The 24,982-nt window shown below is 60.8% G+C and carries 8 protein-coding genes; 5 read left to right on the forward strand and 3 right to left on the reverse strand.

Going from position 1 to position 24,982, the window contains the following annotated elements; all coding sequences use genetic code 11:
* Positions 1-7 precede the first annotated feature (7 nt).
* Complete coding sequence (bcsQ, locus tag C5F70_RS23070; protein WP_104904106.1) at positions 8-967, reverse strand: cellulose biosynthesis protein BcsQ; 960 nt, start codon at positions 965-967, stop codon at positions 8-10.
* A 265-nt stretch (positions 968-1,232) separates the two neighbouring features.
* Here bcsQ and lapG point away from each other — a divergent pair, with 265 nt between their 5' ends.
* Both lapG and lapD read left to right on the forward strand, forming a co-directional pair.
* A complete protein-coding gene (gene lapG, locus C5F70_RS23075; protein WP_017849958.1) occupies positions 1,233-1,949 on the forward strand; it encodes a cysteine protease LapG in 717 nt (238 codons plus the stop codon).
* A gap of 11 nt (positions 1,950-1,960) precedes the next feature.
* Positions 1,961-3,919 (forward strand): cyclic di-GMP receptor LapD, encoded by a 1,959-nt coding sequence (gene lapD / locus C5F70_RS23080; RefSeq protein WP_046385016.1) that lies wholly within the window; start codon positions 1,961-1,963, stop codon positions 3,917-3,919.
* A gap of 44 nt (positions 3,920-3,963) precedes the next feature.
* On the opposite strand, the gene C5F70_RS23085 is transcribed toward lapD, so the two are convergent.
* Together C5F70_RS23085 and C5F70_RS23090 are read right to left on the reverse strand one after the other, a co-directional pair.
* Positions 3,964-4,302: a hypothetical protein gene (locus tag C5F70_RS23085; RefSeq protein ID WP_017849960.1), complete on the reverse strand. Its 339-nt coding sequence runs from the start codon at positions 4,300-4,302 to the stop codon at positions 3,964-3,966.
* Positions 4,303-4,425: 123 nt separating this feature from the next.
* Positions 4,426-19,686 (reverse strand): retention module-containing protein, encoded by a 15,261-nt coding sequence (locus tag C5F70_RS23090; protein ID WP_104904107.1) that lies wholly within the window; start codon positions 19,684-19,686, stop codon positions 4,426-4,428.
* A 347-nt stretch (positions 19,687-20,033) separates the two neighbouring features.
* Here C5F70_RS23090 and C5F70_RS23095 point away from each other — a divergent pair, with 347 nt between their 5' ends.
* From C5F70_RS23095 to C5F70_RS23105, 3 genes are read left to right on the forward strand one after another with little or no spacing between them, the layout of a single operon-like run.
* Positions 20,034-21,386: a TolC family outer membrane protein gene (locus C5F70_RS23095; RefSeq protein WP_017848528.1), complete on the forward strand. Its 1,353-nt coding sequence runs from the start codon at positions 20,034-20,036 to the stop codon at positions 21,384-21,386.
* A 46-nt stretch (positions 21,387-21,432) separates the two neighbouring features.
* Entirely contained in the window at positions 21,433-23,586 is a 2,154-nt protein-coding gene (locus C5F70_RS23100; RefSeq protein WP_102618928.1) for a type I secretion system permease/ATPase, read from the forward strand.
* Complete coding sequence (locus tag C5F70_RS23105) at positions 23,576-24,952, forward strand: HlyD family type I secretion periplasmic adaptor subunit (protein ID WP_026140219.1); 1,377 nt, start codon at positions 23,576-23,578, stop codon at positions 24,950-24,952. The genes C5F70_RS23100 and C5F70_RS23105 overlap by 11 nt, the downstream gene beginning before the upstream one ends.
* The last annotated feature ends 30 nt before the right edge of the window (positions 24,953-24,982 follow it).

Genomic DNA, 24,982 nt, shown 5'->3' on the forward strand with positions numbered 1-24,982 from the left:
GCGTGATTTAGCGGGCTTTTTTCCGTCCGATCAACAACCGGCACAGCCTCTTGAGATCGTCGCAGGCGGCGCTCGCCGCCAAGTTATCCAGCGGGTCCGTGGCAAAGGCCAGGGCTTCGCTGATCGATGGATCGCGATGCACCACGTCCAACGGATTGTCGCCCAGGCGCAGTTTGAAGGCATTGACCATGTCCCGGCTGAACGCCGAGTTTTCTTCCAGTTGATTGATCACATAGTGGCAATGTGGCGGGCGTTCACGCTCAAGATAAGGCGCCAGCACCGCGTCCAACTGGTCAAGGGTGCCGAGGCATGCGGCATTCGGCTGGACCACGACCAATACGCTATCGGCCACGCTCAACGCTTGATGCAGATAGACGTTATTACCGGCGGGGGTGTCGATGAGCATGAGCGGGCGCTCGCTCAACCCCAGGGTCGACAGGTGCTGCGCCAACCACTCCGGTTCGCGCGTGAGCCAACGTTGCAGGTTGTCCTTCTGCTTGATATCGGTGTGCCCGAAGGGGATCACGCGGCAGCCGGCAAACCCTGTTTGCAGGAGCGTCTCCCAGCGCGTATTGAGCAGGCTGGCGCGGCCGACGCCCAGGAGCTCCGGGGCCACGCCGAAATGCTGGCGCAATGCGTTTTGAGGGTCCAGATCCAGCGCCACCACCGACTCCCCCAAGCGCTGCAAGCCGCTGCTCAACGCCGTGGCCAGGGTGCTGCGGCCAACGCCGCCATTGACCGAGACCAGCGCCACCACGGTTGGGCGCGGTGTGCTCAAGTCATAATGATGAGGTTGTTCATAGGCCGCTGGCGCATTGGCGCAAAAGCGCGAGCCGTCTTTCTGGTTAGCGCGGGTGCCATCATCGAATGGAAGGGTGCCGAAAAAGTGCAGCCGAGCGTTCCGTGCCTTGGGCTCCCGGGTCAGGCTCTTGCCGGACGGGGCAAACAGATCATCGGTACGGCTCATGGCCATAACTCCTTCACAGTGCCATTAAAGACGTGAAAGGTCGGCAAGATAAGGCTGACCGCAAGTCTTTTTGTCGGCGCTTTGGTTGCGACATTCTGTGACAGGCGTTATGAGGTGTCATTATTTTGATGGAATTGCCGCCACCCTTTCAGACGAGCGGAAAATAGCCAATTTACCGGCACTTATTCAGGATAAATTGCTACAAAGTGATTTCATCGTGCCATTGTTTTTTACCCGGTATCACCGCACCATTGCCGCACCTTCAATGCTGCAAGCTCGGGTATTCGCAGTGGCGATACGCTTTAACTTCCCTCGGTTCCTGTACGGTCTGGCCATCACGCTGTTGCTGGGTGGCGGCCTGCTGGGCAATCTGCTCGCCGATTGGGATTTCAGCCAGATCAGCCGCCGCGCCGAGGCGCTTTACGGGCCCCTGGGCGCCGGGCGCCAGCGTATCGATGCCTGGCAACACCTGCTCACGGCGCAAAAGCAGGTCAGCGAGACCGAACAACTCAACGTGGTCAACTTGTTCTTTAACCGCCAGTTGCACTACGAAGAAGATATCGACCTGTGGCACGAGATCGATTATTGGGCGACGCCCATTCAATCCCTGTGGAAAGGTGCCGGTGATTGTGAAGACTATGCCATCGCCAAATACTTCAGCCTGCGTCACTTGGGCGTGCCGGCCGAGAAGCTGCGCATAACCTACGTCAAGGCCTTGCGCCAGAATCGCGCGCATATGGTACTGACCTATTATGCAAGCCCGGAAGCCATGCCGTTGGTACTCGACAGCCTGATGGACCCCATTCTGCCGGCCAGCCAACGTCCGGACCTGCTGCCCGTCTACGCTTTCAACGGCGAAGGGTTGTGGCTGACCGGCGCGGCGGGCAACAAAAAAGTCGGTGATAGCAAGCGCCTGTCACGCTGGCAGGATGTCTTGAAAAAAATGACCGCCGAAGGTTTTCCGGCCAGTTCGGATAATTAACAGGAGCTACGATGTCACTGTTCAAACAATTGCTGATCGCTATCTGTGTGTTTCTAGTGGTTGCCTTCAGCGGTAGCTTCATCGTCAGCCTGGAAAGCTCGCGTGCGCAGTACGTCAACCAGTTGCGTTCCCACGCCCAGGATGCGGCCACCGCACTGGCGCTGTCGCTGACGCCGAACATCGATGACCCGGCGATGACTGAGCTGATGGTCAGTTCGATTTTTGACAGTGGCTACTACGCGAGCATCCGCGTGGTGGACCTGAGCAATAACCAGGTGCTGGTGGAGCGTGCCGCCGAACCTGATGCCAGCGGCGTACCGGCCTGGTTCGTGAAAATGATCGGCCTCGCGCCAGCCGGCGGCGATGCCATCGTCAGCCGAGGCTGGCAGCAGGCGGCACGGGTCGAGGTGATCAGCCACCCGATGTTCGCCCTGGCCAAACTGTGGCAGAGCGCATTGGGCAGCCTGGGCTGGTTGCTGCTCTGCGGCGCCGCGAGTGCGGTGCTCGGCGCGCTGTTGCTGCGCCGTCAGTTGAAGCCGCTGGACTATATGGTCGAGCAGTCCCACGCCATCGCGCGGCGCGAATTCATCAGTTTGCCCGACCTGCCCCGCACCCCCGAACTGCGGCGCGTGGTGCAGGCCATGAACCAGATGGTCGAGAAGCTCAAGGCGTTGTTCAATGAACAGACCGAGCGCAGCGAGAAGCTGCGCGTGGAGTCCTACCAGGACAGCCTGACCGGGCTGGCCAACCGGCGCTATTTCGAGATGCAGCTCAACTCGCGGGTCAGCAACCTGGAAGAAGCCAGTTCAGGCTACCTGCTGATCTTGCGGGTCAACGACCTCGCCGGTCTCAACCAGCGCCTGGGCGGGCAACGCACCGACCAACTGCTGCAAGCCGTCAGCCAGCAACTGGTGCGGACCTGCGCCAAGTACCCGGAAACCCACAACCTGATCACCCGCAGCCGCGGCGGCGAGTTCGCGGTGCTTGCCCCAGGCCTGGTGCGTCACGAAGCGGTGCAATTGGCCCAGGCGCTGGAAACCACCCTGCAGAGCCTGTACGAAACGGGCGCCACAGACATGCAGAGCGTGGCCTACATCGGCCTCGCGCCCTACAACCCCGGCGATGCCTCGGCCGACCTGTTGAAGCTGGCCGATCAGGCCCTGGCCCAGGCTGAAGCCAGTAGCGGCCAAACCTGGGTATGCCTGGAGCGCCAGACCCGGGACACCGTCAGCGACGATCCGCATAGCTGGCACACCCTGCTCGACGAGGCCCTGAATCAGGGGCGCTTCCGCTTGTTTTTCCAGCCGGTGGTCAGTAGCAGCGATACCCGTCAGGTGCTGCACTACAAGGTACTGTCGCGCCTGCTCGACAACCAGGACCAGACCATTGCGGCGGGGCACTTCCTGCCCTGGCTGGAGCGCTTCGGCTGGACCGCGCGCCTTGACCAATTGATGCTCGACCTGGTGATCAAACACCTGGCACAGCACAACCAATCGGTGGCGTTGAACCTCTCGGCGGCGACCTTGAATGACCCACAAGCCCTGGAGCGGATGTTCGAGCGATTGGCGCAACACCCGACACTCGGTACGCGCCTGACGCTGGAGATCGGCGAAGAGCAAGTGCCCGAGCAAGCCCAGCTGGAGCGTCTCACCCGGCGCCTGCGCAGCCTCGGATACAGCCTCGGCCTGCAACGTTTCGGCGGGCGTTTCAGCATGATCGGCAACCTGGCGAACCTGGGCCTGGCGTACCTCAAAATCGACGGCAGCTACATCCGGACCATTGATCAGGAAAGCCACAAGCGCTTTTTTATCGAGGCGATCCAGCGTGCCGCCCACAGCATCGATCTGCCGTTGATTGCAGAACGCGTGGAAACCGAAGGTGAGTTGCGCGTGATTCGCGAGATGGGCATCGAAGGGGTGCAAGGCCAACTGGTCGGTGAACCCGCGCCGTGGACGTGGAGCGCCGAGTAATCATGCCGGCTTGACGCTCATGCCGTGAAAGAGGTGCGTGCGCCTCAGATCAAACCGCTTTCATCGTCATTGATCAGCTCACTCAAACCGCCCAGCGCCGTCCGTGCCTGGGTACGCTCCATCACCTTGACCTGCGCGGCGGGCGGCAGGTCAGTGATGCGGATCACGCCCTTGGCGGTCAGCACCTGGATCAAGTCATCGAGCACCCGAATCATCTCGGAGTCGCTCTGTTGGAGCTGCTTGAGGCTGTTGTCGATCACATCCGTGGCAAACCACGCCTGAATGTCCTGATGATCCGCCGGTAGAGTCCCGGTGGATTCGGCGAAGGCCTGCGCCTCGACGCGAACCAAAGCGTTGTATTGATCGCGTTGCACGTAGAACATCAGCGTTCTCCCAATAAAAAATCCCTGCAGGCGCCGCACCTGGCTCCTACAGAGATTACACACATTTTCCCGAAGCTGGTGCCCACGGAGCGCCAATCCCGAAAGATTGGCGCTCCAGGGTGATCAGTCGTGATGCTTGACGGTCAGATCACCACCGGCGATCAGGCTGTTGATCGCGGCACTGCCACTGCCCCAGCTGGCGCCATCGACCTTGATCGTAACATCGGCCGTACCGCCACCCTGCGCCGTGAACGAACCGCTGCTGCTGACACTCAGCGTCGAGTTGCCCGCCGAGTCGGTGCTCAACTTCAGGTAGTTGGTCAGGTTGGTGTCGTTATTGCCTTGCAGCAAATCAGACAGGTCCAACTTATCGCCTTCGCTGTGCTTGAAGTCGGTGATGGTATCGACGCCAGTCCCGGTGTTGGTATCCCCTTTGAGCCACACGAAGGTATCCGCCCCCGCGCCGCCGGTGAGGGTGTCATTGCCCTTGCCGCCCACCAGGATGTCGTTACCCGCCCCGCCGTTGAGCACGTCGTTACCGCCTTGGCCGAACAGAATGTCGTCGCCGGCGTTGCCGATCAGCTTGTCAGCGCCGTCGTTGGTGCCGTAGATGTTCGACGCGCTGGCCAATGCACCCACGTCAGCGACGTGCTCGGTGATGAACTGGTGCAAGGTACGGTCATCGATGTGATCGACGGTCGTGGCCAGTTTGTCGGCCGCGAACGCCTTGAGTGCAGCACTGCCTTCAAGGTTGTTGTAGCTGATCAGATCGCCGAACAGAATGTCGTTGCCCGAACCACCGGTGAGGGTGTCGGCGCCGGTATCGGCCGCGTGGCCGGTGATGGCATCCGCCAGCTTCGCGGTGTCGATCGTGGAGACGTTATGATCGGTATCAAACTGCTTGAGCACAGCGGTATCAATGTTCGAGCCCAGACCGATGGCCTCGACGACAACCTTGCCTGGAACCGCGTTGACCAGATCGGAATAGGCCGACTTGGCGTTGCTCATGGCGTTGCTGGAATCGTTGTAGACCGACGCCACGTCAAAGCCGCCGCTGCTGTTGGCCACCACGGTGCCTTCGTAGTTTCTATAGCCGTTATAGTAGGAATAGACGTTGCCGTCGCCATCGACAATCACCTGCGTCCTGCCGTTGATTGTCGCGGTGACCGGGGTGCTCTGACCCAAAACGTAGTTGGAGTTGTTGACGACGCTATCAAAGTAAACATCCGAGCCATTCCAACCGGTCCAGCCCAGGTAAGGGTTGCCATCAACACTGGTGTATACGTTCGGCTCACCGTCGGTAATGAAGTACGTCAGGTTTTTTGCACCCACATTGCTCGTGGCTTCGTCGCCTTTGAACCAGTTGGTGGCGGCGTTGAACGCATCCTGATAGTTGGTCATGTCGCTCGATTTTGACGTCATCTGAGTCAACACAGCCTGCAAGGCCGCTTTAGCGGCGTCCTTGTCGGCGAGGTTGACCGAGACCTGCGCTTCAACCCGCGTATCGAAGTCGACCAGCAGTACCTTCACAACACCCGAGTCGCTTTTACCGGCATTGCTGATCAAGGTATCGAACACGCTCGCAAGCTGCGCCTTGATCGACTTCATCGCACTGCTGCCGATACTGCCCGAGGTATCGACGATAAAGGCAATGTTGTAGTTGCTGCCGGCATTGACGATGCCGCCTTTGTCACCGACCACCATGTTGTTGGCCGAGGTACTGCTCAGGTCGACGACATCGGCGGTGCCGCCGCCTTCCGTCACCACATAAGTCTGTGGCGTAACGGTAATGGTGCTGGTGGCCACCGACGAACTCAGGCTGTCAGCGCCTGCGTTGTCCTTCACGGCGATCTCGACAGTGCGATCACCCGTGGTCGGATACTTGCTGGTGCTGGAGTACTGGAACGACTCGAGCAACGACTTGTAGGTGGCCGTGTCAGCCGCGCCCGACAGGGTCAGGACGATTTTGCCACTGACGTCGGTGCCGACGCTGGTCAGGGTGACGCCGTTGTAAGTACCGCCCACGGTCACCAGGCTCGAGCTGAGCTGGTCGCCCGCGCTGGCGTTTTTCAAGGTGATGGTCGCGCTTTGCATCTGGCTGCTGTCGACGTCACCGATGGCTACGTTGCCGGTGATCGCTATCCCACCCGTACTGCGCTCCGAGTAGGCCGTGCTGTAGCTGGTGAGGACGGAACCGTCTGTGGTGCTCAGGTCCAGGGTCGGTGCGTCGTTGACCGAGGTCACGGTGATAGTGCCGTTGGCCGGGGCCGAGGTCAGCGGATTGCTGCCGTTAGCGTTGCCGCTGTCGGCGGCGGTGTAGGTGAAGTTCGCCGTGCCGTTGAAGTTCGCGTTCGGTTTGAAGTAAACCGTGGCTTCGCCGTTGACCGCAGTAATCGCGCCGGTCACCGGTTTGGTCATCGCTGCGTCGGTGTAGAAGGTGCCATTGGTTGGCGTGCCAACGGTGAACGATTTCACGTTCGCCAGGCCGTCTACGTCGGTCGCGCTCAGCTTGACCGCAATACCCACGCTTGGATCTTCAGCTCCGGTCGCGGCGGTTGCCGCTGCAACCGGCGCATCGTTGACCGGGGTCACGGTGATGCTGCCGTTGGCTGCTGGCGAGGTCAGTACGTTGCTGCCGTCAGCGTTGCCGCTGTCGGTGGCGGTGTAGGTGAAATTCGCCGTGCCGTTGAAGTTCGTGTTCGGCTTGAAGTACACGGTGGCTTCGCCGTTGACCGCGGTAATCGCACCGGTCACCGCTTTGGTCATCGCCGCGTCGGTGTAGAAGGTGCCATTGGTTGGCGTGCCGACGGTGAACGACTTGACGTTGGTCAGGCCATCGACGTCGGTGGCGGACAGCTTGACCGCGATGCCTACGCTTGGATCTTCAGCACCGGTCGCGGTGGTTGCCGCTGCAACCGGCGCATCGTTGACCGGGGTCACGGTGATGGTGCCGTTGGCTGCTGGCGAGGTCAGTACGTTGCTGCCGTTAGCGTTGCCGCTGTCGGTGGCGGTGTAGGTGAAGTTCGCCGTGCCGTTGAAGTTCGCGTTCGGTTTGAAGTAAACCGTGGCTTCGCCGTTGACAGCGTTAATGGCGCCGGTCACCGCTTTGGTCATCGCCGCGTCGGTGTAGAAGGTGCCATTGGTTGGCGTGCCGACGGTGAACGACTTGACGTTGGTCAGGCCATCGACGTCGGTGGCGGACAGCTTGACCGCGATGCCTACGCTTGGATCTTCAGCACCGGTCGCGGTGGTTGCCGCAGCCACTGGCGCATCGTTGACCGGGGTCACGGTGATGCTGCCGTTGGCTGCTGGCGAGGTCAGTACGTTGCTGCCGTCAGCATTGCCGCCGTCGGTCGCGGTGTAGGTGAAGTTCGCCGTGCCGTTGAAGTTCGCGTTCGGCTTGAAGTAAACCGTGGCTTCGCCGTTGACCGCGGTAATCGCGCCGGTCACCGCTTTGGTCATGGCCGCGTCGGTGTAGAAGGTGCCATTGGTTGGCGTGCCGACGGTGAACGACTTGACGTTGGTCAGGCCATCGACGTCGGTCGCGCTCAGCTTGACCGCGATACCTACGCTTGGATCTTCAGCACCGGTCGCAGTGGTTGCCGCTGCAACCGGCGCATCGTTGACCGGAGTCACGGTGATACTGCCGTTGGCGGCTGGCGAGGTCAGTACGTTGCTGCCGTCAGCGTTGCCGCCGTCGGTCGCGGTGTAGGTGAAGTTCGCCGTGCCGTTGAAGTTCGCGTTCGGCTTGAAGTACACGGTGGCTTCGCCGTTGACCGCGGTAATCGCGCCGGTCACAGGTTTGGTCATGGCCGCGTCGGTGTAGAAGGTGCCGTTGGTCGACGTGCCGACGGTGAACGATTTCACGTTCGCCAAGCCGTCTACGTCGGTCGCGCTCAGTTTGACCGCGATACCTACGCTTGGGTCTTCAGCACCCGTCGCAGTGGTGGCCACAGCCACCGGCGCGTCGTTGACCGCAGTGATCACCACGCTCACCTTGCCAGTCGTGACTTCTTCAACCTGCGTGCTCAACTCTTTGGCCGTTGCCGTCACAGTCAGATCGAAATTGGCAGTCGCATCCTTGGCTGGAGTGACGGTCAGGGTAGCCAGGTTCCAATTGCTGACATCGTACTGGGTGGTCGCACCCGTCGAGGTATAGCTGTGGCCCGTGGCGCCGTCGGTGATGACAGCGCCTTCAGGCAGGCCGCTGATTTCTACCTTGTGCGATTCCGACTGGTCATTGTCGACAAACGTGGTCGTGATCGGGCTGATCTTGATCGCAGTGTCTTCCAGGCCGTGGTTATAAACGTAGCCGGTGTAATAACCTTCTCCGTTGACCACATGAGCATCGTCAAACACCGCCCCGGCGGCTTTCAACGCTTCCAGGCTGGTATAGGTCTGCACGCCGCTGCTGCCCAACGCCATCGACGGGCCGTTGTTGATCGAGACATTGACGTCGTAGTTGCCCGGGCCGGCCTGGTTGTAGTGATAGATGTCGAGGGTGTAATAACCCGACTCTGTCGGCGTAAAGGGGGTTGCGTTGATCCCGGTGCCCTGGCTCCAGGTCTCGGTCGACACCAACTTGCCGCCGACGGTAACCGCCAGGCTGTCATCGGCGCTGCCGGTGAAGCTGTAGCTCTTGCCGGCTTCCAGGTAAATCAGGCCGGAGACTTTGGTCGCGGTGAGTTCCACCACATTAGCGTTGCTCACGTTGGCGGTCACACCCGTGGAGGCTGCGCTGTCAGGCGTTTGGGCGTTGATGACCCGGATCAAATCGCTGGACTGAACAACCCCATTGCCGTTCGTACCCAATGCACCCGGCAGGTTGCCGCCGGTCCAGGTTTGAATGGTCAAGCCGGTTGGCACGTCACCGAATGCGCCGACGGTCACGACAGGAACGTCCGTCACTGGGTGGATATCCACGGTGATGGTTTTCGTATCGCTGTTGAGCTGGCCGTCGGTCGCCTGGAACTTCAGCTCGGTGTAATCACCCTGCTTGTTACCGACGCCGGCGTTGCCGAAGCTGTTATCGCCCGACTCGTTGGCCGCTGGGCTGTAACGCACATTGTGATTGTCGAAGTCGGCCTGGCTGAAGGCCTTGCCCGGCGACGTATCGGTTTTCAGATCAGCCGCGCTGAGCTTGACCCAGACACCGTCGACTTTGTACTCGATGGCACCGTTGGGCAGGCTGGTGAAGACGACTTTCAGGTCCGTGGAATCCACATCGTTGACCCCGAACGTCGACCATTTCAGCTCGACTGGGGTGTCTTCGTTGCTTTCGACGTAGCCATTGCTCGCAGTCGGCGCATCGTTGACCGGAGTTACGGTGATGGTGCCGTTGGCTGGAGCTGAGGTCAGCGGGCTGCCGCCGTCGGCGATACCGCCGTCGGTGGCGGTGTAGGTGAAGTTCGCGGTGCCGTTGAAGTTTTCGTTTGGCTTGAAGTAAACAGTCGCTTCGCCGTTGACCGCATCAATAGCGCCGGTCACCGGTTTGGTCATCGCCGCGTCGGTGTAGAAGGTGCCGTTGGTTGGCGTGCCGACGGTGAAGGATTTCACGTCTGCCACACCGTCTACGTCGGTCGCGCTCAGTTTGACCGCGATACCTACGCTTGGGTCTTCAGCACCGGTCGCGGTAGTGGTCACAGCCACTGGCGCATCGTTGACCGGGGTCACGGTGATGGTGCCGTTAGCAGGCGCAGAGGTCAGCGGGCTGCCGCCGTCAGCGATACCGCCGTCGGTGGCGGTGTAAGTGAAGTTCGCGGTGCCGTTGAAGTTCGCGTTCGGCTTGAAGTAAACGGTCGCTTCGCCGTTGACCGCGTCAATGGAACCGGTCACCGGTTTAGTCATCGCCGCGTCGGTGTAGAAGGTGCCGTTGGTTGGGGTGCCGACGGTGAAGGATTTCACGTCTGCCACGCCGTCTACGTCGGTGGCGCTCAGTTTGACCGCGATACCTACGCTTGGATCTTCAGCACCGGTCGCAGTAGTGGCCACAGCCACAGGCGCGTCGTTGACCGGAGTCACGGTGATGGTGCCGTTGGCAGGTGCCGAGGTCAGCGGGTTGCCGCCGTCAGCAATACCGCCGTCGGTGGCGGTGTAGGTGAAGTTCGCGGTGCCGTTGAAGTTCGCGTTTGGCTTGAAGTACACCGTGGCTTCGCCGTTGACGGCATCAATCGAGCCAGTCACTGGCTTGGTCATGGCCGCATCGGTGTAGAACGTGCCGTTGGTAGGCGTGCCGACGGTGAACGATTTCACGTCCGCCACGCCGTCTACGTCAGTGGCGCTCAGTTTGACTTCGATGCCTTGAACCGGATCTTCAGAACCCGTTGCAGTGGTCGGTGCTGCGACCGGCGCGTCGTTCACCGCAGTCACGGTGATGGTGCCGTTGGCAGGCGCTGAGGTCAGCGGGCTGCCGCCGTCAGCGATACCGCCGTCGGTCGCGGTGTAGGTGAAGTTCGCCGTGCCGTTGAAGTTTTCGTTTGGCTTGAAGTAAACGGTGGCTTCGCCGTTGACGGCATCAATCGAGCCAGTCACTGGCTTGGTCATGGCGGCGTCGGTGTAGAAAGTGCCGTTGGTAGGCGTGCCGACGGTGAACGATTTCACGTCCGCCACGCCGTCTACGTCAGTGGCGCTCAGTTTGACTTCGATGCCTTGAACCGGATCTTCAGAACCCGTTGCAGTGGTCGGTGCTGCGACCGGCGCGTCGTTCACCGCAGTCACGGTGATGGTGCCGTTGGCAGGCGCTGAGGTCAGCGGGCTGCCGCCGTCAGCGATACCGCCGTCGGTCGCGGTGTAGGTGAAGTTCGCCGTGCCGTTGAAGTTTTCGTTTGGCTTGAAGTAAACGGTGGCTTCGCCGTTGACCGCGTCGATCGAGCCGGTTACCGGCTTGGTCATGGCGGCGTCGGTGTAGAAAGTGCCGTTGGTTGGCGTGCCGACGGTGAAGGATTTCACGTCCGCCACGCCGTCTACGTCAGTGGCGCTCAGTTTGACTTCGATGCCTTGAACCGGATCTTCGGAACCCGTTGCGGTGGTCGGTGCGGCAACCGGCGCGTCGTTCACCGCAGTCACGGTGATGGTGCCGTTGGCAGGCGCTGAGGTCAGCGGGCTGCCGCCGTCGGCAATACCGCCGTCGGTGGCGGTGTAAGTGAAGTTCGCCGTGCCGTTGAAGTTCGCGTTCGGCTTGAAGTACACCGTGGCTTCGCCGTTGACGGCATCAATCGAGCCAGTCACTGGCTTGGTCATCGCCGCATCGGTGTAGAACGTGCCATTGGTAGGCGTACCGACGGTGAACGATTTCACGTCCGCCACGCCATCTACGTCAGTGGCCGAAAGCTTAACTTCGATACCCTGGACCGGATCTTCGGAACCCGTTGCGGTGGTCGGTGCGGCAACCGGCGCGTCGTTCACCGCAGTCACGGTGATAGTGCCATTGGCAGGCGCCGACGTCAGCGGGCTACCGCCGTCAGCAATGCCGCCGTCGGTGGCGGTGTAGGTGAAGTTCGCCGTGCCGTTGAAGTTCGCGTTCGGCTTGAAGTACACCGTGGCTTCGCCGTTGACGGCATCAATCGAGCCAGTCACCGGCTTGGTCATAGCCGCATCGGTGTAGAACGTGCCATTGGTAGGCGTACCGACGGTGAACGATTTCACGTCCGCCACGCCGTCTACGTCAGTGGCCGAAAGCTTAACTTCGATACCCTGGACCGGATCTTCGGAACCCGTTGCAGTGGTCGGTGCGGCAACCGGCGCATCGTTCACCGCAGTCACAGTGATGGTGCCATTGGCAGGCGCCGAGGTCAGCGGGTTGCTGCCGTCAGCATTGCCACTGTCGGTGGCGGTATAGGTGAAGTTCGCCGTGCCGTTGAAGTTCGCATTTGGCTTGAAGTAAACCGTGGCTTCGCCGTTGATGGCATCGATCGAGCCGGTCACTGGTTTGGTCATCGCCGCATCGGTATAGAACGTACCGCTGGTCGACGTACCAATCGCGAACGATTTCACGTTCTCCACGCCATCGATATCAGTAGCCGAAAGTTTGACTTCGATACCTTGAACCGGATCTTCGGAACCGGTCGCGGTAGTCGCGATAGCTTCTGGCGCATCGTTAACGGCAATCACGTTGATCGGCAGGGTGATCGACTCGGACTTCGGATCAGCCGTGCCGTCCTGCGCGGTGGCGGTGACGGTGAGGTTCACCAGGCCGTTGGCGTTTTCCGCCGGGGTGAAGACCAGGGTGGCCTTGTTCCAGTTGCTGATGTCGACGCTTTGATTGCCAGCCGTCGCGGTGAAGGTGTGGCCCGGCGTGCCATCGGAGATGGTCGCGTTGAGCGGTATGCCACCGACTTCCAGCTTGAGCGTCTCGGAGCCATCCTTGTCGGTGGCGTATGCGTCGATGGTCGACAGCTTGATCGCATGGTCTTCCAGGCCGGTGTTCAGCACCTGGGTGACGTTGATGTTGTCCAGCACACCGCCCAACGAGTTGTTTGCATCCCCGGCCGGGGCTTTGAACTCGAGTTTGGCATCGCCGTCAGCGGTGACCGGCACGACGAAGGTGTAAGTCTTCATGCCGACGGTGGTGGTATCCAGGGTGCCGACTTTGACGCCGCCCCAGAATACGTCGATCACCGAATTGTTCTCGGCGCCCGCACGCGGCGAGTAGTCGACCGAGATGGTGTACGCCGTGCCGGCTTCTGCCTTGATGATGGTGTACAGGCTGGAGTCGTCGCCGGCGTTTTTCTCAAGCTCGATGACCTGGCTGTTGCCTGGGGTCTCTACGCCGTAGTTGCTGCTTTGGCCGATTTCGACTTGGCCGCCGGCATTCCCCGTGAGCCACGGAGTGCTCGGGGTGCCATTGACAGGCGCGTTGTTGGCGTCATTTACCCCGACGATGCCCCACGAACCATTGAGGTTGGCGCTGTCGAAGTTGATCGAGGTCACAGGGCCGCCGCCGAGCAGGCCCAGGTGCGGAGTGTCGGTAACCGGCGCGATCGTGATGTCGGCCGTCGTTACGGCGCTCGATTTACCGCCGTTGTCGACCGCAGTGAACGTCACCTCGGTTTTGCCGCTCCAGTCGCCGGTCGGGGCGAAGTAAACCGCGGCCTTGCCGTCGGCACCCGCCGGCACCGAGTCGCCGACTTTGAGTTCGGTTTGCAGCGTGGCATCGCTGTACAGCTTGCCATTTTCCGGCAAGGTGGTGATGACAAAGCTGGAGACGGTACCGTCCACATCCTTGCCGTCCAGCACGATCTTGGCGGTATGGTCTTCATCGGCGGTGGTGTTGTCGGCCGATGCAGTCGGGGCGTCGTTGAACAGGTCGATAGTGACCTTGCCGGTGGCGCTGCCGGTTTCCGGCGGTTCGCGATCCAGGTTGCCGCCACCGTTGTCAGTCACATCGATGGTGACGGTACGATCGGTACCGACAGGGTTATTGCCCGGGCTCTGGAAGGTGATGGCTTCAACCAGTTTGACGAAGTCGGCGGCGCTGCTGCCGGCCTTCGAGTCGCTGGTGAGGGTGTAGACGATTTTCCCGTCGGCGGCGCTGCCGCTCTGGGTGATGGTGATCCCGGCAACGGCCAGGGCCTTGAGCACATCGGTATTGCTGAGCAAATCACCTGCAGCCAGGTGGTCGACGGTGACCACGACTTTGCTGAAGGTGGTGTTGTCGACGTCTTTGATGGTCAGGTTTTCGACCAGCGCGACTGCGTCTTTTTGCTCAGTGAATGTGGTGCTGTCGAACTTGACCTCAGGCGGATCGTTCACCGGAACCACGTACACCACGGAGGTGACAGGCGCCGAATCCAGCTGGCCGTCGTTGACGGTGATGGTCAGGGTGCGATTGGCCGGGTCCGGGTTCTCGCTTTCGCTGGCGAAGTGTACCGAACGCAGGACTTCCTGGTACTCAGCCGTGGTGGCCTCACCGGACAAGGTCAAGATGCCAGTGGCCTTGTCGTAGCTGACTGCAATTTTGGTGTTGCTGACATCTGCGATCAGCACATCGTCTGCCAGGTGGTTGACGAGTGTGACTTTGGCGCTTTGCAGGGTGCCGTTGTCGACGTCGCTGACGGTCAGGTTCGCCGCCACGTAGCCGCCAGGCTTGCCTTCAATATAGGTGTCGCCGAATGCGTTGGTCGAGGCGTTGCCCAGTACCGGAGCGTCGTTCACCGCAGTCACGGTGATGGTGCCGTTGGCTGGAGCCGAGGTCAGCGGGCTGCCGCCGCCAGCAATGCCGCCGTCGGTGGCGGTGTAGGTGAAGTTCGCGGTGCCGTTGAAGTTTTCGTTTGGCTTGAAGTAAACGGTGGCTTCGCCGTTGACCGCGTCGATCGAGCCGGTTACCGGCTTGGTCATGGCCGCGTCGGTGTAGAAGGTGCCGTTGGTTGGGGTGCCGACGGTGAAGGATTTCACGTCTGCCACGCCGTCTACGTCGGTCGCGCTCAGTTTGACTTCGATGCCTTGAACCGGATCTTCGGAACCCGTTGCTGTGGTCGGTTCGGCGACCGGTGCATCGTTGACCGGAGTCACGGTGATGGTGCCGTTGGCTGGAGCCGAGGTCAGCGGGCTGCCGCCGCCAGCAATGCCGCCGTCGGTGGCGGTGTAGGTGAAGTTCGCGGTGCCGTTGAAGTTCGCGTTCGGCTTGAAGTAAACGGTGGCTTCGCCGTTGACGGCTTCAATCGAGCCAGTCACTGGCTTGGTCATCGCCGCGTCGGTGTAGAACGTGCCGTTGGTTGGCGTGCCGACGGTGAAGGATTTCACGTCTGTCACGCCGTCTACGTCGGTCGCGCTCAGTTTGACCGCGATACCTACGCTTGGGTCTTCAGCACCGGTCGCGGTAGTGGTCACAGCCACTGGCGCATCGTTGACCGGGGTCACGGTGATGGTGCCGTTAGCAGGCGCAGAGGTCAGCGGGCTGCCGCCGCCAGCAATGCCGCCGTCGGTGGCGGTGTAGGTGAAGTTCGCGGTGCCGTTGAAGTTTTCGTTTGGCTTGAAGTAAACGGTGGCTTCGCCGTTGACCGCGTCGATCGAGCCGGTTACCGGCTTGGTCATGGCCGCGTCGGTGTAGAAGGTGCCGTTGGTTGGGGTGCCGACGGTGAAGGATTTCACGTCTGCCACGCCGTCTACGTCGGTCGCGCTCAGTTTGACCGCGATACCTACGCTTGGATCTTCAGCACCGGTCGCGGTAGTGGCCGCAGCCACAGGCGCGTCGTTGACCGGAGTTACGGTGATGGTGCCGTTGGCAGGTGCTGAGGTCAGCGGGCTGCCGCCGTCGGCAATGCCACCGTCGGTCGCGGTGTAAGTGAAGTTCGCGGTGCCGTTGAAGTTCGCGTTCGGCTTGAAGTACACCGTGGCTTCGCCGTTGACGGCATCAATCGAGCCAGTCACTGGCTTGGTCATGGCGGCATCGGTGTAGAACGTGCCGTTGGTTGGTGTGCCGACGGTGAAGGATTTCACGTCTGTCACGCCGTCTACGTCGGTCGCGCTCAGTTTGACTTCGATGCCTTGAACCGGATCTTCGGAACCCGTTGCGGTGGTCGGTGCCGCTACTGGCGCGTCGTTCACCGCAGTCACGGTGATGGTGCCGTTAGCAGGCGCTGAGGTCAGCGGGCTGCCGCCGTCAGCGATACCGCCGTCGGTGGCGGTGTAGGTGAAGTTCGCGGTGCCGTTGAAGTTCGCGTTTGGCTTGAAGTAAACGGTGGCTTCGCCGTTGACTGCGTCAATCGAGCCGGTTACCGGCTTGGTCATGGCAGCGTCGGTGTAGAAGGTGCCGTTGGTTGGCGTGCCGACGGTGAAGGATTTCACGTCTGTCACGCCGTCTACGTCAGTGGCGCTCAGTTTGACTTCGATGCCTTGAACCGGATCTTCAGAACCCGTTGCGGTGGTCGGTGCGGCGACCGGCGCATCGTTGACCGGGGTCACGGTGATAGTGCCGTTGGCCGGAGCCGAGGTCAGCGGGCTGCCGCCGTCAGCAATGCCACCGTCGGTGGCGGTGTAGGTGAAGTTGGCGGTGCCGTTGAAGTTTTCGTTTGGCTTGAAGTAAACGGTCGCTTCGCCGTTGACTGCGTCAATCGAGCCGGTTACCGGCTTGGTCATGGCAGCGTCGGTGTAGAACGTGCCGTTGGTTGGCGTGCCGACGGTGAACGATTTCACGTCTGCCACGCCATCTACGTCAGTGGCGCTCAGTTTGACTTCGATGCCTTGAACCGGATCTTCGGAACCCGTTGCGGTGGTCGGTGCTGCGACCGGCGCGTCGTTGACCGGAGTCACGGTGATAGTGCCGTTGGCCGGAGTAGAAGTCAGCGGGTTGGTGCCATCAGCATTGCCGCTGTCGGTCGCGGTGTAGGTGAAGTTTGCGGTGCCGTTGAAGTTTTCGTTCGGCTTGAAGTAAACCGTGGCTTCGCCGTTGACCGCGTCGATCGAGCCGGTCACCGGCTTGGTCATGGCCGCGTCGGTATAGAACGTGCCATTGGTTGGCGTGCCGACGGTGAACGATTTCACGTTCTCCACGCCATCGATATCAGTGGCCGAAAGCTTGACTTCGATGCCCTGGGCCGGATCTTCAGAACCGGTCGCGGTAGTGGCGACAGCTTCTGGTGCATCGTTGACCGGAGTCACGGTGATGGTGCCGTTGGCCGGAGTAGAAGTCAGCGGGTTGCTGCCGTCAGCATTGCCACTGTCGGTCGCGGTGTAGGTGAAATTCGCGGTGCCGTTGAAGTTTTCGTTCGGTTTGAAGTAAACCGTGGCTTCGCCGTTGACCGCGTCGATCGAGCCGGTAACCGGCTTGGTCATGGCCGCGTCGGTGTAGAACGTGCCGTTGGTAGGCGTGCCGACGGTGAACGATTTCACGTTCTCCACGCCATCGATATCAGTGGCCGAAAGCTTGACTTCGATGCCCTGGGCCGGATCTTCAGAACCGGTCGCAGTGGTCGCCACAGCCACCGGCGCGTCGTTCACCGCAGTGACAGTGATGGTGCCGTTGGCTGGAGTCGAGGTCAGCGGATTGCTGCCATCAGCGTTGCCGCTGTCGGTCGCGGTATAAGTGAAATTCGCGGTGCCGTTGAAGTTTTCGTTTGGCTTGAAGTAAACAGTCGCTTCGCCGTTGACCGCGTCGATCGAGCCAGTCACCGGTTTGGTCATGGCAGCATCGGTGTAGAACGTGCCATTGGTTGGCGTGCCGACAGTGAACGATTTCACGTTGTCCACGCCGTCTACGTCGGTGGCCGAAAGCTTGACTTCAATACCCTGGACCGAATCTTCAGAACCGGTCGCAGTGGTCGCCACAGCCTCAGGCGCGTCGTTGACCGCCGTCACAGTGACAGTGCCGTTAGCCGGCGCAGAGGTCAGCGGGTTGCTGCCATCCGCGTTGCCGCTGTCGGTCGCGGTATAGGTGAAGTTCGCGGTGCCGTTGAAGTTCTCGTTCGGCTTGAAGTACACGGTGGCTTCGCCATTGACCGCGTCAATCGCGCCAGTCACCGGCTTGGTCATGGCTGCGTCGGTGTAGAACGTGCCGTTGGCCGACTCGCCGACGGTGAACGATTTCACGTTCGCCAGGCCATCCCCATCGGTCGCGCTCAGCTTGACCGCAATGCCTACGCTTGGATCTTCAGTCCCGGTTGCAGTGGTCGCGATCGCTTCCGGTGCATCGTTGACCGCCGTCACAGTGACAGTGCCGTTAGCCGGGGCAGAGGTCAGCGGGTTGCTGCCGTCAGCGTTGCCGCTGTCGGTGGCGGTATAGGTGAAATTCGCGGTGCCGTTGAAGTTTTCGTTCGGCTTGAAGTAAATCGTGGCTTCGCCGTTGACCGCGTCGATCGAGCCAGTCACCGGTTTGGTCATGGCCGCGTCAGTGTAGAACGTGCCATTGGTTGGCGTGCCGACAGTGAACGATTTCACGTTCGCCAAGCCATCCCCATCGGTCGCACTCAGTTTGACCGCAATGCCCTGGGCCGGATCTTCAGTTCCGTTCGCTGCGACCACCACTGCCACCGGCGCGTCGTTAACCGGCGTCACCGTCACGTCCAGCGTGCTGCTCGAACCGGTATTGGTGGTGTAGCCGATTTGCGGCACTTCACCGTTGTAATCCTTGACCGGGGTAAACGCATACGCGCCATCCGCACCGATGGTGACGGTACCGACACCTTCGACAATGGCGGTTTGGCCTGCGTTATACGTGGTGCCGCCAACGGTGAACGTCGCGACGGTCAGCACGTTGTCGATGTCGCTGTCATTGCTCAGCACGTTGCCAGTGGCAACCTGCTCCTCGGCAACCGTGTTGGTGTCTGCGACCAGCACGCTCGGGTTGTCGACAGCGATCACGGTGGTAGTGGCGGCTTCCGGGTTGATCGCCAGGTTTTCGTAGTTACCGCCGCTTGCACCGGTAATGGTGGCGCTGACGCTCAGGTCTTTGCCGTCGGCCAGGTTTGCCGGCGTATCGACGCTGACGGTGCCCGTGGTTTTACCGGCTTCGATGGTGATGGTGGTGTTGTTGGACAGCGTGATGGTGACGTCGGTCTGCGCGGCGTTGTTCACGGTCGCGGTATAGACGATCTTGCCGCCCTCATCGACCGACGCGTTCGCGCTCAGCGTGACGGTGGTGGTGTCGATGGTGTCATTGATCTGCGTAACCGCCGGCGCCGGGTCGGTGGTGATGATCAGGTTGCCGCCGCCGGACGTGCCGGTGATGGTGGCGGAGATCGACGAAGCATCCAGGTAAGGCGTGTCATTGCCCGCGAACGTGACGTTCAGCGCGCCCGCGGTCTGGCCGGCGGGGACCACGACAGACAAGCCGTTGGACAAGGTGACGGTCAGGTCACTGGTCGGCGCCTGGGTGACAAACACGGTGTAAACCACGACGCCGCCGGCTTCGGTGATGCTCGGCGTGGCGGTCAAGGTGATGGTGACGCTGCGCGGATCGAGGCTGTTATCGGCAGCGGCAGTGAACAGGCCGGTCGCGGCATCAGCGGCATTCAAGCCGTTCGTTGGATAACCGATAGTAGGGTCAACCGTGCCTGCGGTGGCCTCCAGCACGACAAAGCTGTGGCCACCGCCCACGGCGCCGTCCGCACCAGCGGCAGTCGGGCCGGCAGCAGTGGCTTCAAGGTCTTGGGTCGGGTCGGCACCGGCAGCGATGGCTTGCTGCAGTTCGGCAACAGAGGGTGCTTCCTGGGCAGTGGCGGCACTCAGGTCGGTCACTGAGTCAGGCGTGTTCGCGCTCCATTGCGTGTCGCGCCCCAGGTCAAGGGTGCGGCCATCGGCAAGCTCCAACGACACGGAGCCGGCAGGACCGGTTTCCACCTGCTCCCCTGCAAACAAACGATCCCCTTCTACCAGCAGGCGACGAATCCCTTCCGGGGATACCGCAAACACTTGACCGACAATGCTTTTGACGACCGCAACGCTGCTCATAAAAGACTCTCCGTGTATTACCGTTCAGGGGGCATCCATCATGGAGACCGGCCTTTCTCTCTAGTGCCGATTCGATAGCTGGAGTACGTTAAACCCATGTAAAAAATTTGGCGTCAATAATTTGGTGTTTCGCTCGACGAATTACTTTTCCGTCAAGGTATTGACCTATTTGGCGCCATCCTAAACAATCCGCCCGGTAATGTCACATTGATATTTACACGGCATCGCGACTTTCTGTTTGCACCGTCCAGCACTCATGACAAGCAGTGATTTCGGTTGCCAATCCAATGCACTATTTCAAGTTTGTTGCGGTTTTCCAGGCAACCAATCCCCAGGGAAGAATCACAATGCGTTTGCACTTATTCAAAGCTTTGCCTTTTGCTCTAGCCGCCAGTTTCGTACAGGCTCAAACCCTGACAGAGGCGATGCAGAAAGCGGTGGAAGTCCATCCGGAGATCCAAGCGGGTGTCAATGCGCGCATTGCTGCTGACTACCAAGTCGACGCAGCCAAAGGCGGCTACTTGCCTAAAGTCGACTTGCTGGGCGGTTATGGCCGTGAACGCTCGGACAACACCACCACCCGCGCGGCCAGCAACAGCCACGATTGGAAAACCATGAACCGCGGCGAATCGACCATTCGTCTGCAGCAAAACCTGTTCCAGGGTTTTGGCACCCAAAATGAAGTAGGCCGCCAACAAGCCACCGCCAATTCCCGCGGTTATGCGCTGCTCAACACGACCGAGCGCACCGCCCTGACGGTCGCCCAGGTTTATCTGGATGTCTTGACCCGTCGCGAGATGGTGCAACTGGCAGAAGAGAACCTGAAAAGCCACGAACGCATTTTTGACCAGATCAAATTGCGCACCAGCCGTGGCGTCGGAAGAATGGCGGACATGGACCAGGCCGAAGCCCGTCTGGCTCAGGCTCGAAACAACCTGATCACCGAACAGACCAACCTGGCTGACGCCAATACCAACTACATGAGCGTTGTCGGCCAAGAGCCTGACCAACTGGAAAAGCCAGCGGGCATCGTGACCTTGCTGCCAGCCAGCCTGGATGAAGCACGCCGCCAGATGATTGCCGACAGCCCGGTATTGCGCTCTGCCGAATCGGATATCACCGCCGCTGAAAAGCAGTACGAATCCGCCAAGTCGACCTTCTACCCGCGCTTCGATGCGGTGCTGCAACGTTCGGCCAATGACAACATCGCCGGCGACCCAGGCCATGACAACAGCTATTCCGCCATGCTGAACATGCAGTTCAACCTGTTCAACGGCGGCACCGACAAGGCCAACCTGCAGTCCAAGGCCTCCCAGGCCTCCCAGGCGCTGGACATCCGCAACAACGCCCTGCGTCAGCTGAACGAAGAGCTGGGCCTGGCGTGGAACGCCTACAACAACGCCACCCAGCAGGTGCCGATCGCGCAGGAATACGTGGACCGCAGCACGCGAGTACGTACCTCGTATCAACAGCAGTTCAGCCTCGGTGAGCGTACACTGCTCGACTTGCTCGACAGCGAGAATGAACTGTTCACCGCTCAGCAGCGTCTGGCGCAGATCAAAAACCTGCAGATCTACACGCAGTATCGAATCAAGGCCGACATGGGCCAACTGCTGAGAAGTCAGGGCGTGGTAGCGCCGATGGCATCGGTTGTGCAGAACGATATTAAACCGTCGGTAAACCTGCCAGGGATGAACTGATTCTTGACGGCGTTGGACCACTCAACTGCAGTAAGAGAGAGTCAGCTTGGATTCTGAAATAGGTGTGGCGCAACTCAACCATGACCCGCGCAGTCAGCATGACGACCCCTTGCTGGACGGGTTGTTGACACTCTGCTCACTGCATTACAAACCCGCCAGCCGCGCAATGCTGACCACTGGGCTGCCACTCGCGGCCCAGCGCCTGAGCGCCGAGTTGCTGCCGCGTGCAGCCGCTCGGGCGGGGTTGCAGGGGCGGTTGCTGCAGCGCAAGCTGGAACAGATTCCATCCATCGCACTGCCCGCCATGCTGCTGCTCAAGGAAGGGCGCAGCGCGGTGCTGTTGGGCTGGGAAGGCGACACGGCGCGACTGCTGCTCAGCGAAAGCGACGGCGGCGAAGTACAGGTCAGCCGTGAAACCTTGAGTCAGGATTACAGCGGTCGGGTATTTTTCGCCCAACCGCAGCATAAATTTGACATCACCAGCGGCACGCTGATCCCGCGCGCACGCTCGTGGTTCCGAGACACCCTCAAGCGCTCGCGCTGGCTCTACGCCGACGCAATCGCCGCGAGCCTGGTGATCAACCTGATCGCCCTGGCCGCACCGTTGTTTGTGATGAACGTGTATGACCGCGTGGTCCCCAACCAGGCCACCGCCACCTTGTGGGTGCTGGCCATCGGTATCTGCGGCGCGTACCTGTTCGATCTGCTGCTCAAGAGCCTGCGCAGTTTATGCCTGGACCTGGCGGGCAAAAAAACCGACCTGATCATCTCCGCGACGCTGTTCGAGCGCATCGTGGGCATGGCCATGAAAGTGCGCCCGGCGCGGGTCGGCAGCTTTGCGCAGAACATCCATGAATTCCAGGGGATGCGCGACTTCCTCACCTCGCTGACCCTCGCGAGCCTGATCGACCTGCCCTTCACCCTGATCATCCTGGTGGTGATCGCCATGCTCGGCGGCCACCTGGTGTGGATTCCGATCATCGCCTTCCCGCTGGCCCTGGGTATCGGCCACATGCTCCAGAAACCGCTGACTGCGACACTGGAGCGCACCATGGCCCTGGGCGCCGAGCGTCAGTCGAGCCTGATCGAAACCCTCGCCGGGCTCGATGCGGTCAAGGTCAATAACGCAGAAAGCGAGCGCCAGTATCAATGGGAACAGACCATTGGCACCCTCAGCCGCCTGGAACTGCGGGTCAAGGTGTTGTCCGGCCTGGCCATGAACATCACCTTGCTGATCCAGCAAGTGGCCGGCGTGGCGATGATCATTTTCGGCGTGTACCAGATCATTGATGGCGCCCTCAGCATGGGCGGCCTCGTTGCCTGCTACATGCTCAGCGGCCGCGCACTGGGCCCGTTGGCGCAACTGTCGGGGCTGCTGACGCGTTACCAGCAAGCCAAGGTGACGATGGTCTCGGTCGACCAGATGATGGAGTTGCCGCAAGAACGCAACTACGACGAACGCCCGCTCAGCCGCAAGGCGCTGCAAGGCGCGATGACGTTCCGCGAAGTCGACTTCACCTACCCGAACCAACAAAACCTGGCGCTGCGCGGCATCAACCTGAATGTGCGGGCGGGCGAGAAGATCGGCATCATCGGGCGCAGCGGCTCGGGCAAAAGCTCGCTGGCCAAACTGTTGGTCGGTCTTTACCAGCCGGATTCGGGCTCGTTGCTGGTCGATGGCGTGGACATTCGCCAGATCGATGTCAGCGAATTGCGCCACAACATAGGCTACGTGGCCCAGGACATCCAACTGCTGGCCGGCACCTTGCGCGACAACCTCGTCTCGGGTGCGCGCTACGTGGACGACGAAATGGTGCTGCAAGCCGCAGAACTGGCCGGCGTGCATGAATTTGCCAGGCTGCATCCGCAAGGTTACGAACTGCAAGTGGGCGAACGCGGGCAAAACCTCTCCGGCGGCCAGCGACAAAACGTCGCCCTCGCCCGTGCGCTGCTATTGAACCCACCGATCCTGCTGCTGGACGAACCGACCAGCGCCATGGACAACACCGGCGAAGAGCGCCTGAAACAGCGCTTGCAGTCGGTGATCGAAAACAAGACGGTGATTCTGGTCACCCACCGCGCCTCGCTATTGAGCCTGGTGGATCGCCTGCTGGTGATCGACCGTGGCCAGATACTCGCGGACGGTCCAAAAGCGGCCGTCATGGAAGCGCTGAAAAAGGGGCAGATCAGTGTTGCTTAAATCCGGCCCACGCCGTTTGAAAGACGTCATCTTCGGCTATTTCAGAGGCACCGACTCGCTCGAAGACCAGCCCTTGCCCGAAGTCGAAAAAGCCCTGGTCGACGACGCCCCGCGCATCGTGCGCCTGACCATTTGGGGCGTGATCGGCTTCTTCGTGTTCCTGATACTGTGGGCGCACTTTGCGATCATCGATGAAGTGACCAAAGGCGAAGGCAAGGCGATCCCCTCCTCGCGCATCCAGAAAATCCAGAACCTGGAAGGCGGCATCGTCGCCCAGATCTACGTGCATGAAGGCCAAATCGTCGACGCCGGTGCGCCGCTGGTACGCCTGGACGACACACGCTTTGCCTCCAACGTCGACGAAACCGAAGCCGACCGCGTGGCCATGGAACTGCGCGTGGAGCGTCTCAGCGCCGAAGTCGAAAATCGCCCGCTGAACATTACCGAAGACGCGCGCAAAGCCGTGCCCAACCAGGCGTCGAACGAAGAGTCGCTGTACCTGAGCCGACGCCAGCAACTGTCGGACGAAATCGGCGGGCTGCAACAACAACTGCTGCAACGCCAGCAGGAACTGCGTGAATTCGCCTCCAAGCAGGACCAATACCGCAACAGCCTGAACCTGCTGCGCCAGGAGATCGGCATGTCCGAACCGCTGGTACAACAGGGCGCGGTCTCGCCGGTAGAAGTGCTGCGCCTCAAACGCTCCGAAGTGGAAACCCGCGGCATGCTCGACGGCACCACCCTGGCCATCCCCCGCGCCCAGGCCGCCATCAACGAAGTGCAACGCAAAATCGACGAGACCCGCGGCAAATTCCGCAGCGAAGCGTTGGCTCAACTGAACGAAGCGCGCACCAACCTGAGCAAGGCCCAAGCCACCTCCAAAGGCCTGGAAGACCGCGTCAGCCGCACCATGGTCACCTCCCCCGTGCGCGGTATCGTCAAGCAAATGCTGGTCAACACCGTGGGCGGCGTGATCCAGCCCGGCAGCGACATCGCCGAAGTCGTACCGCTGGACGACACCTTGCTGGTAGAAGCCAAGATCCGCCCGCAAGACATCGCCTTCCTCCACCCCGGCCAGGAAGCAATGATCAAATTCACCGCCTACGACTACACCATCTACGGCGGCCTCAAAGGCAAACTCGAACAGATCGGCGCCGACACCGTGATGGATGAAGAGAAGAAAAACACCTTCTACGTCATCAAACTGCGCACCGACCGCAGCCACCTCGGCACCGACGACAAACCCCTGCTGATCATCCCCGGCATGGTGGCCTCTGTGGACATCATCACCGGCAAGAAGAGCATCTTGAGCTACCTGCTCAAGCCAATCATCAAATCCCGCGCAGAGGCCATGCACGAGCGCTGATCGGGGCATTTGGCTGCGGGAGAAGCGGGT

The sequence above is a fragment of the Pseudomonas sp. LH1G9 genome, assembly GCF_002949975.1.
Classification (GTDB): domain Bacteria; phylum Pseudomonadota; class Gammaproteobacteria; order Pseudomonadales; family Pseudomonadaceae; genus Aquipseudomonas; species Aquipseudomonas veronii.

Excerpts from the sequence above, each read along its gene's own strand:
- bcsQ (WP_104904106.1), bottom strand. The coding sequence starts at position 967 with ATGAGCCGTACCGATGATCTGTTTGCCCCGTCCGGCAAGAGCCTGACC.
- lapG (WP_017849958.1), top strand. The coding sequence starts at position 1,233 with ATGCTGCAAGCTCGGGTATTCGCAGTGGCGATACGCTTTAACTTCCCT.
- lapD (WP_046385016.1), top strand. The coding sequence starts at position 1,961 with ATGTCACTGTTCAAACAATTGCTGATCGCTATCTGTGTGTTTCTAGTG.
- C5F70_RS23085 (WP_017849960.1), bottom strand. The coding sequence starts at position 4,302 with ATGTTCTACGTGCAACGCGATCAATACAACGCTTTGGTTCGCGTCGAG.
- C5F70_RS23090 (WP_104904107.1), bottom strand. The coding sequence starts at position 19,686 with ATGAGCAGCGTTGCGGTCGTCAAAAGCATTGTCGGTCAAGTGTTTGCG.
- C5F70_RS23095 (WP_017848528.1), top strand. The coding sequence starts at position 20,034 with ATGCGTTTGCACTTATTCAAAGCTTTGCCTTTTGCTCTAGCCGCCAGT.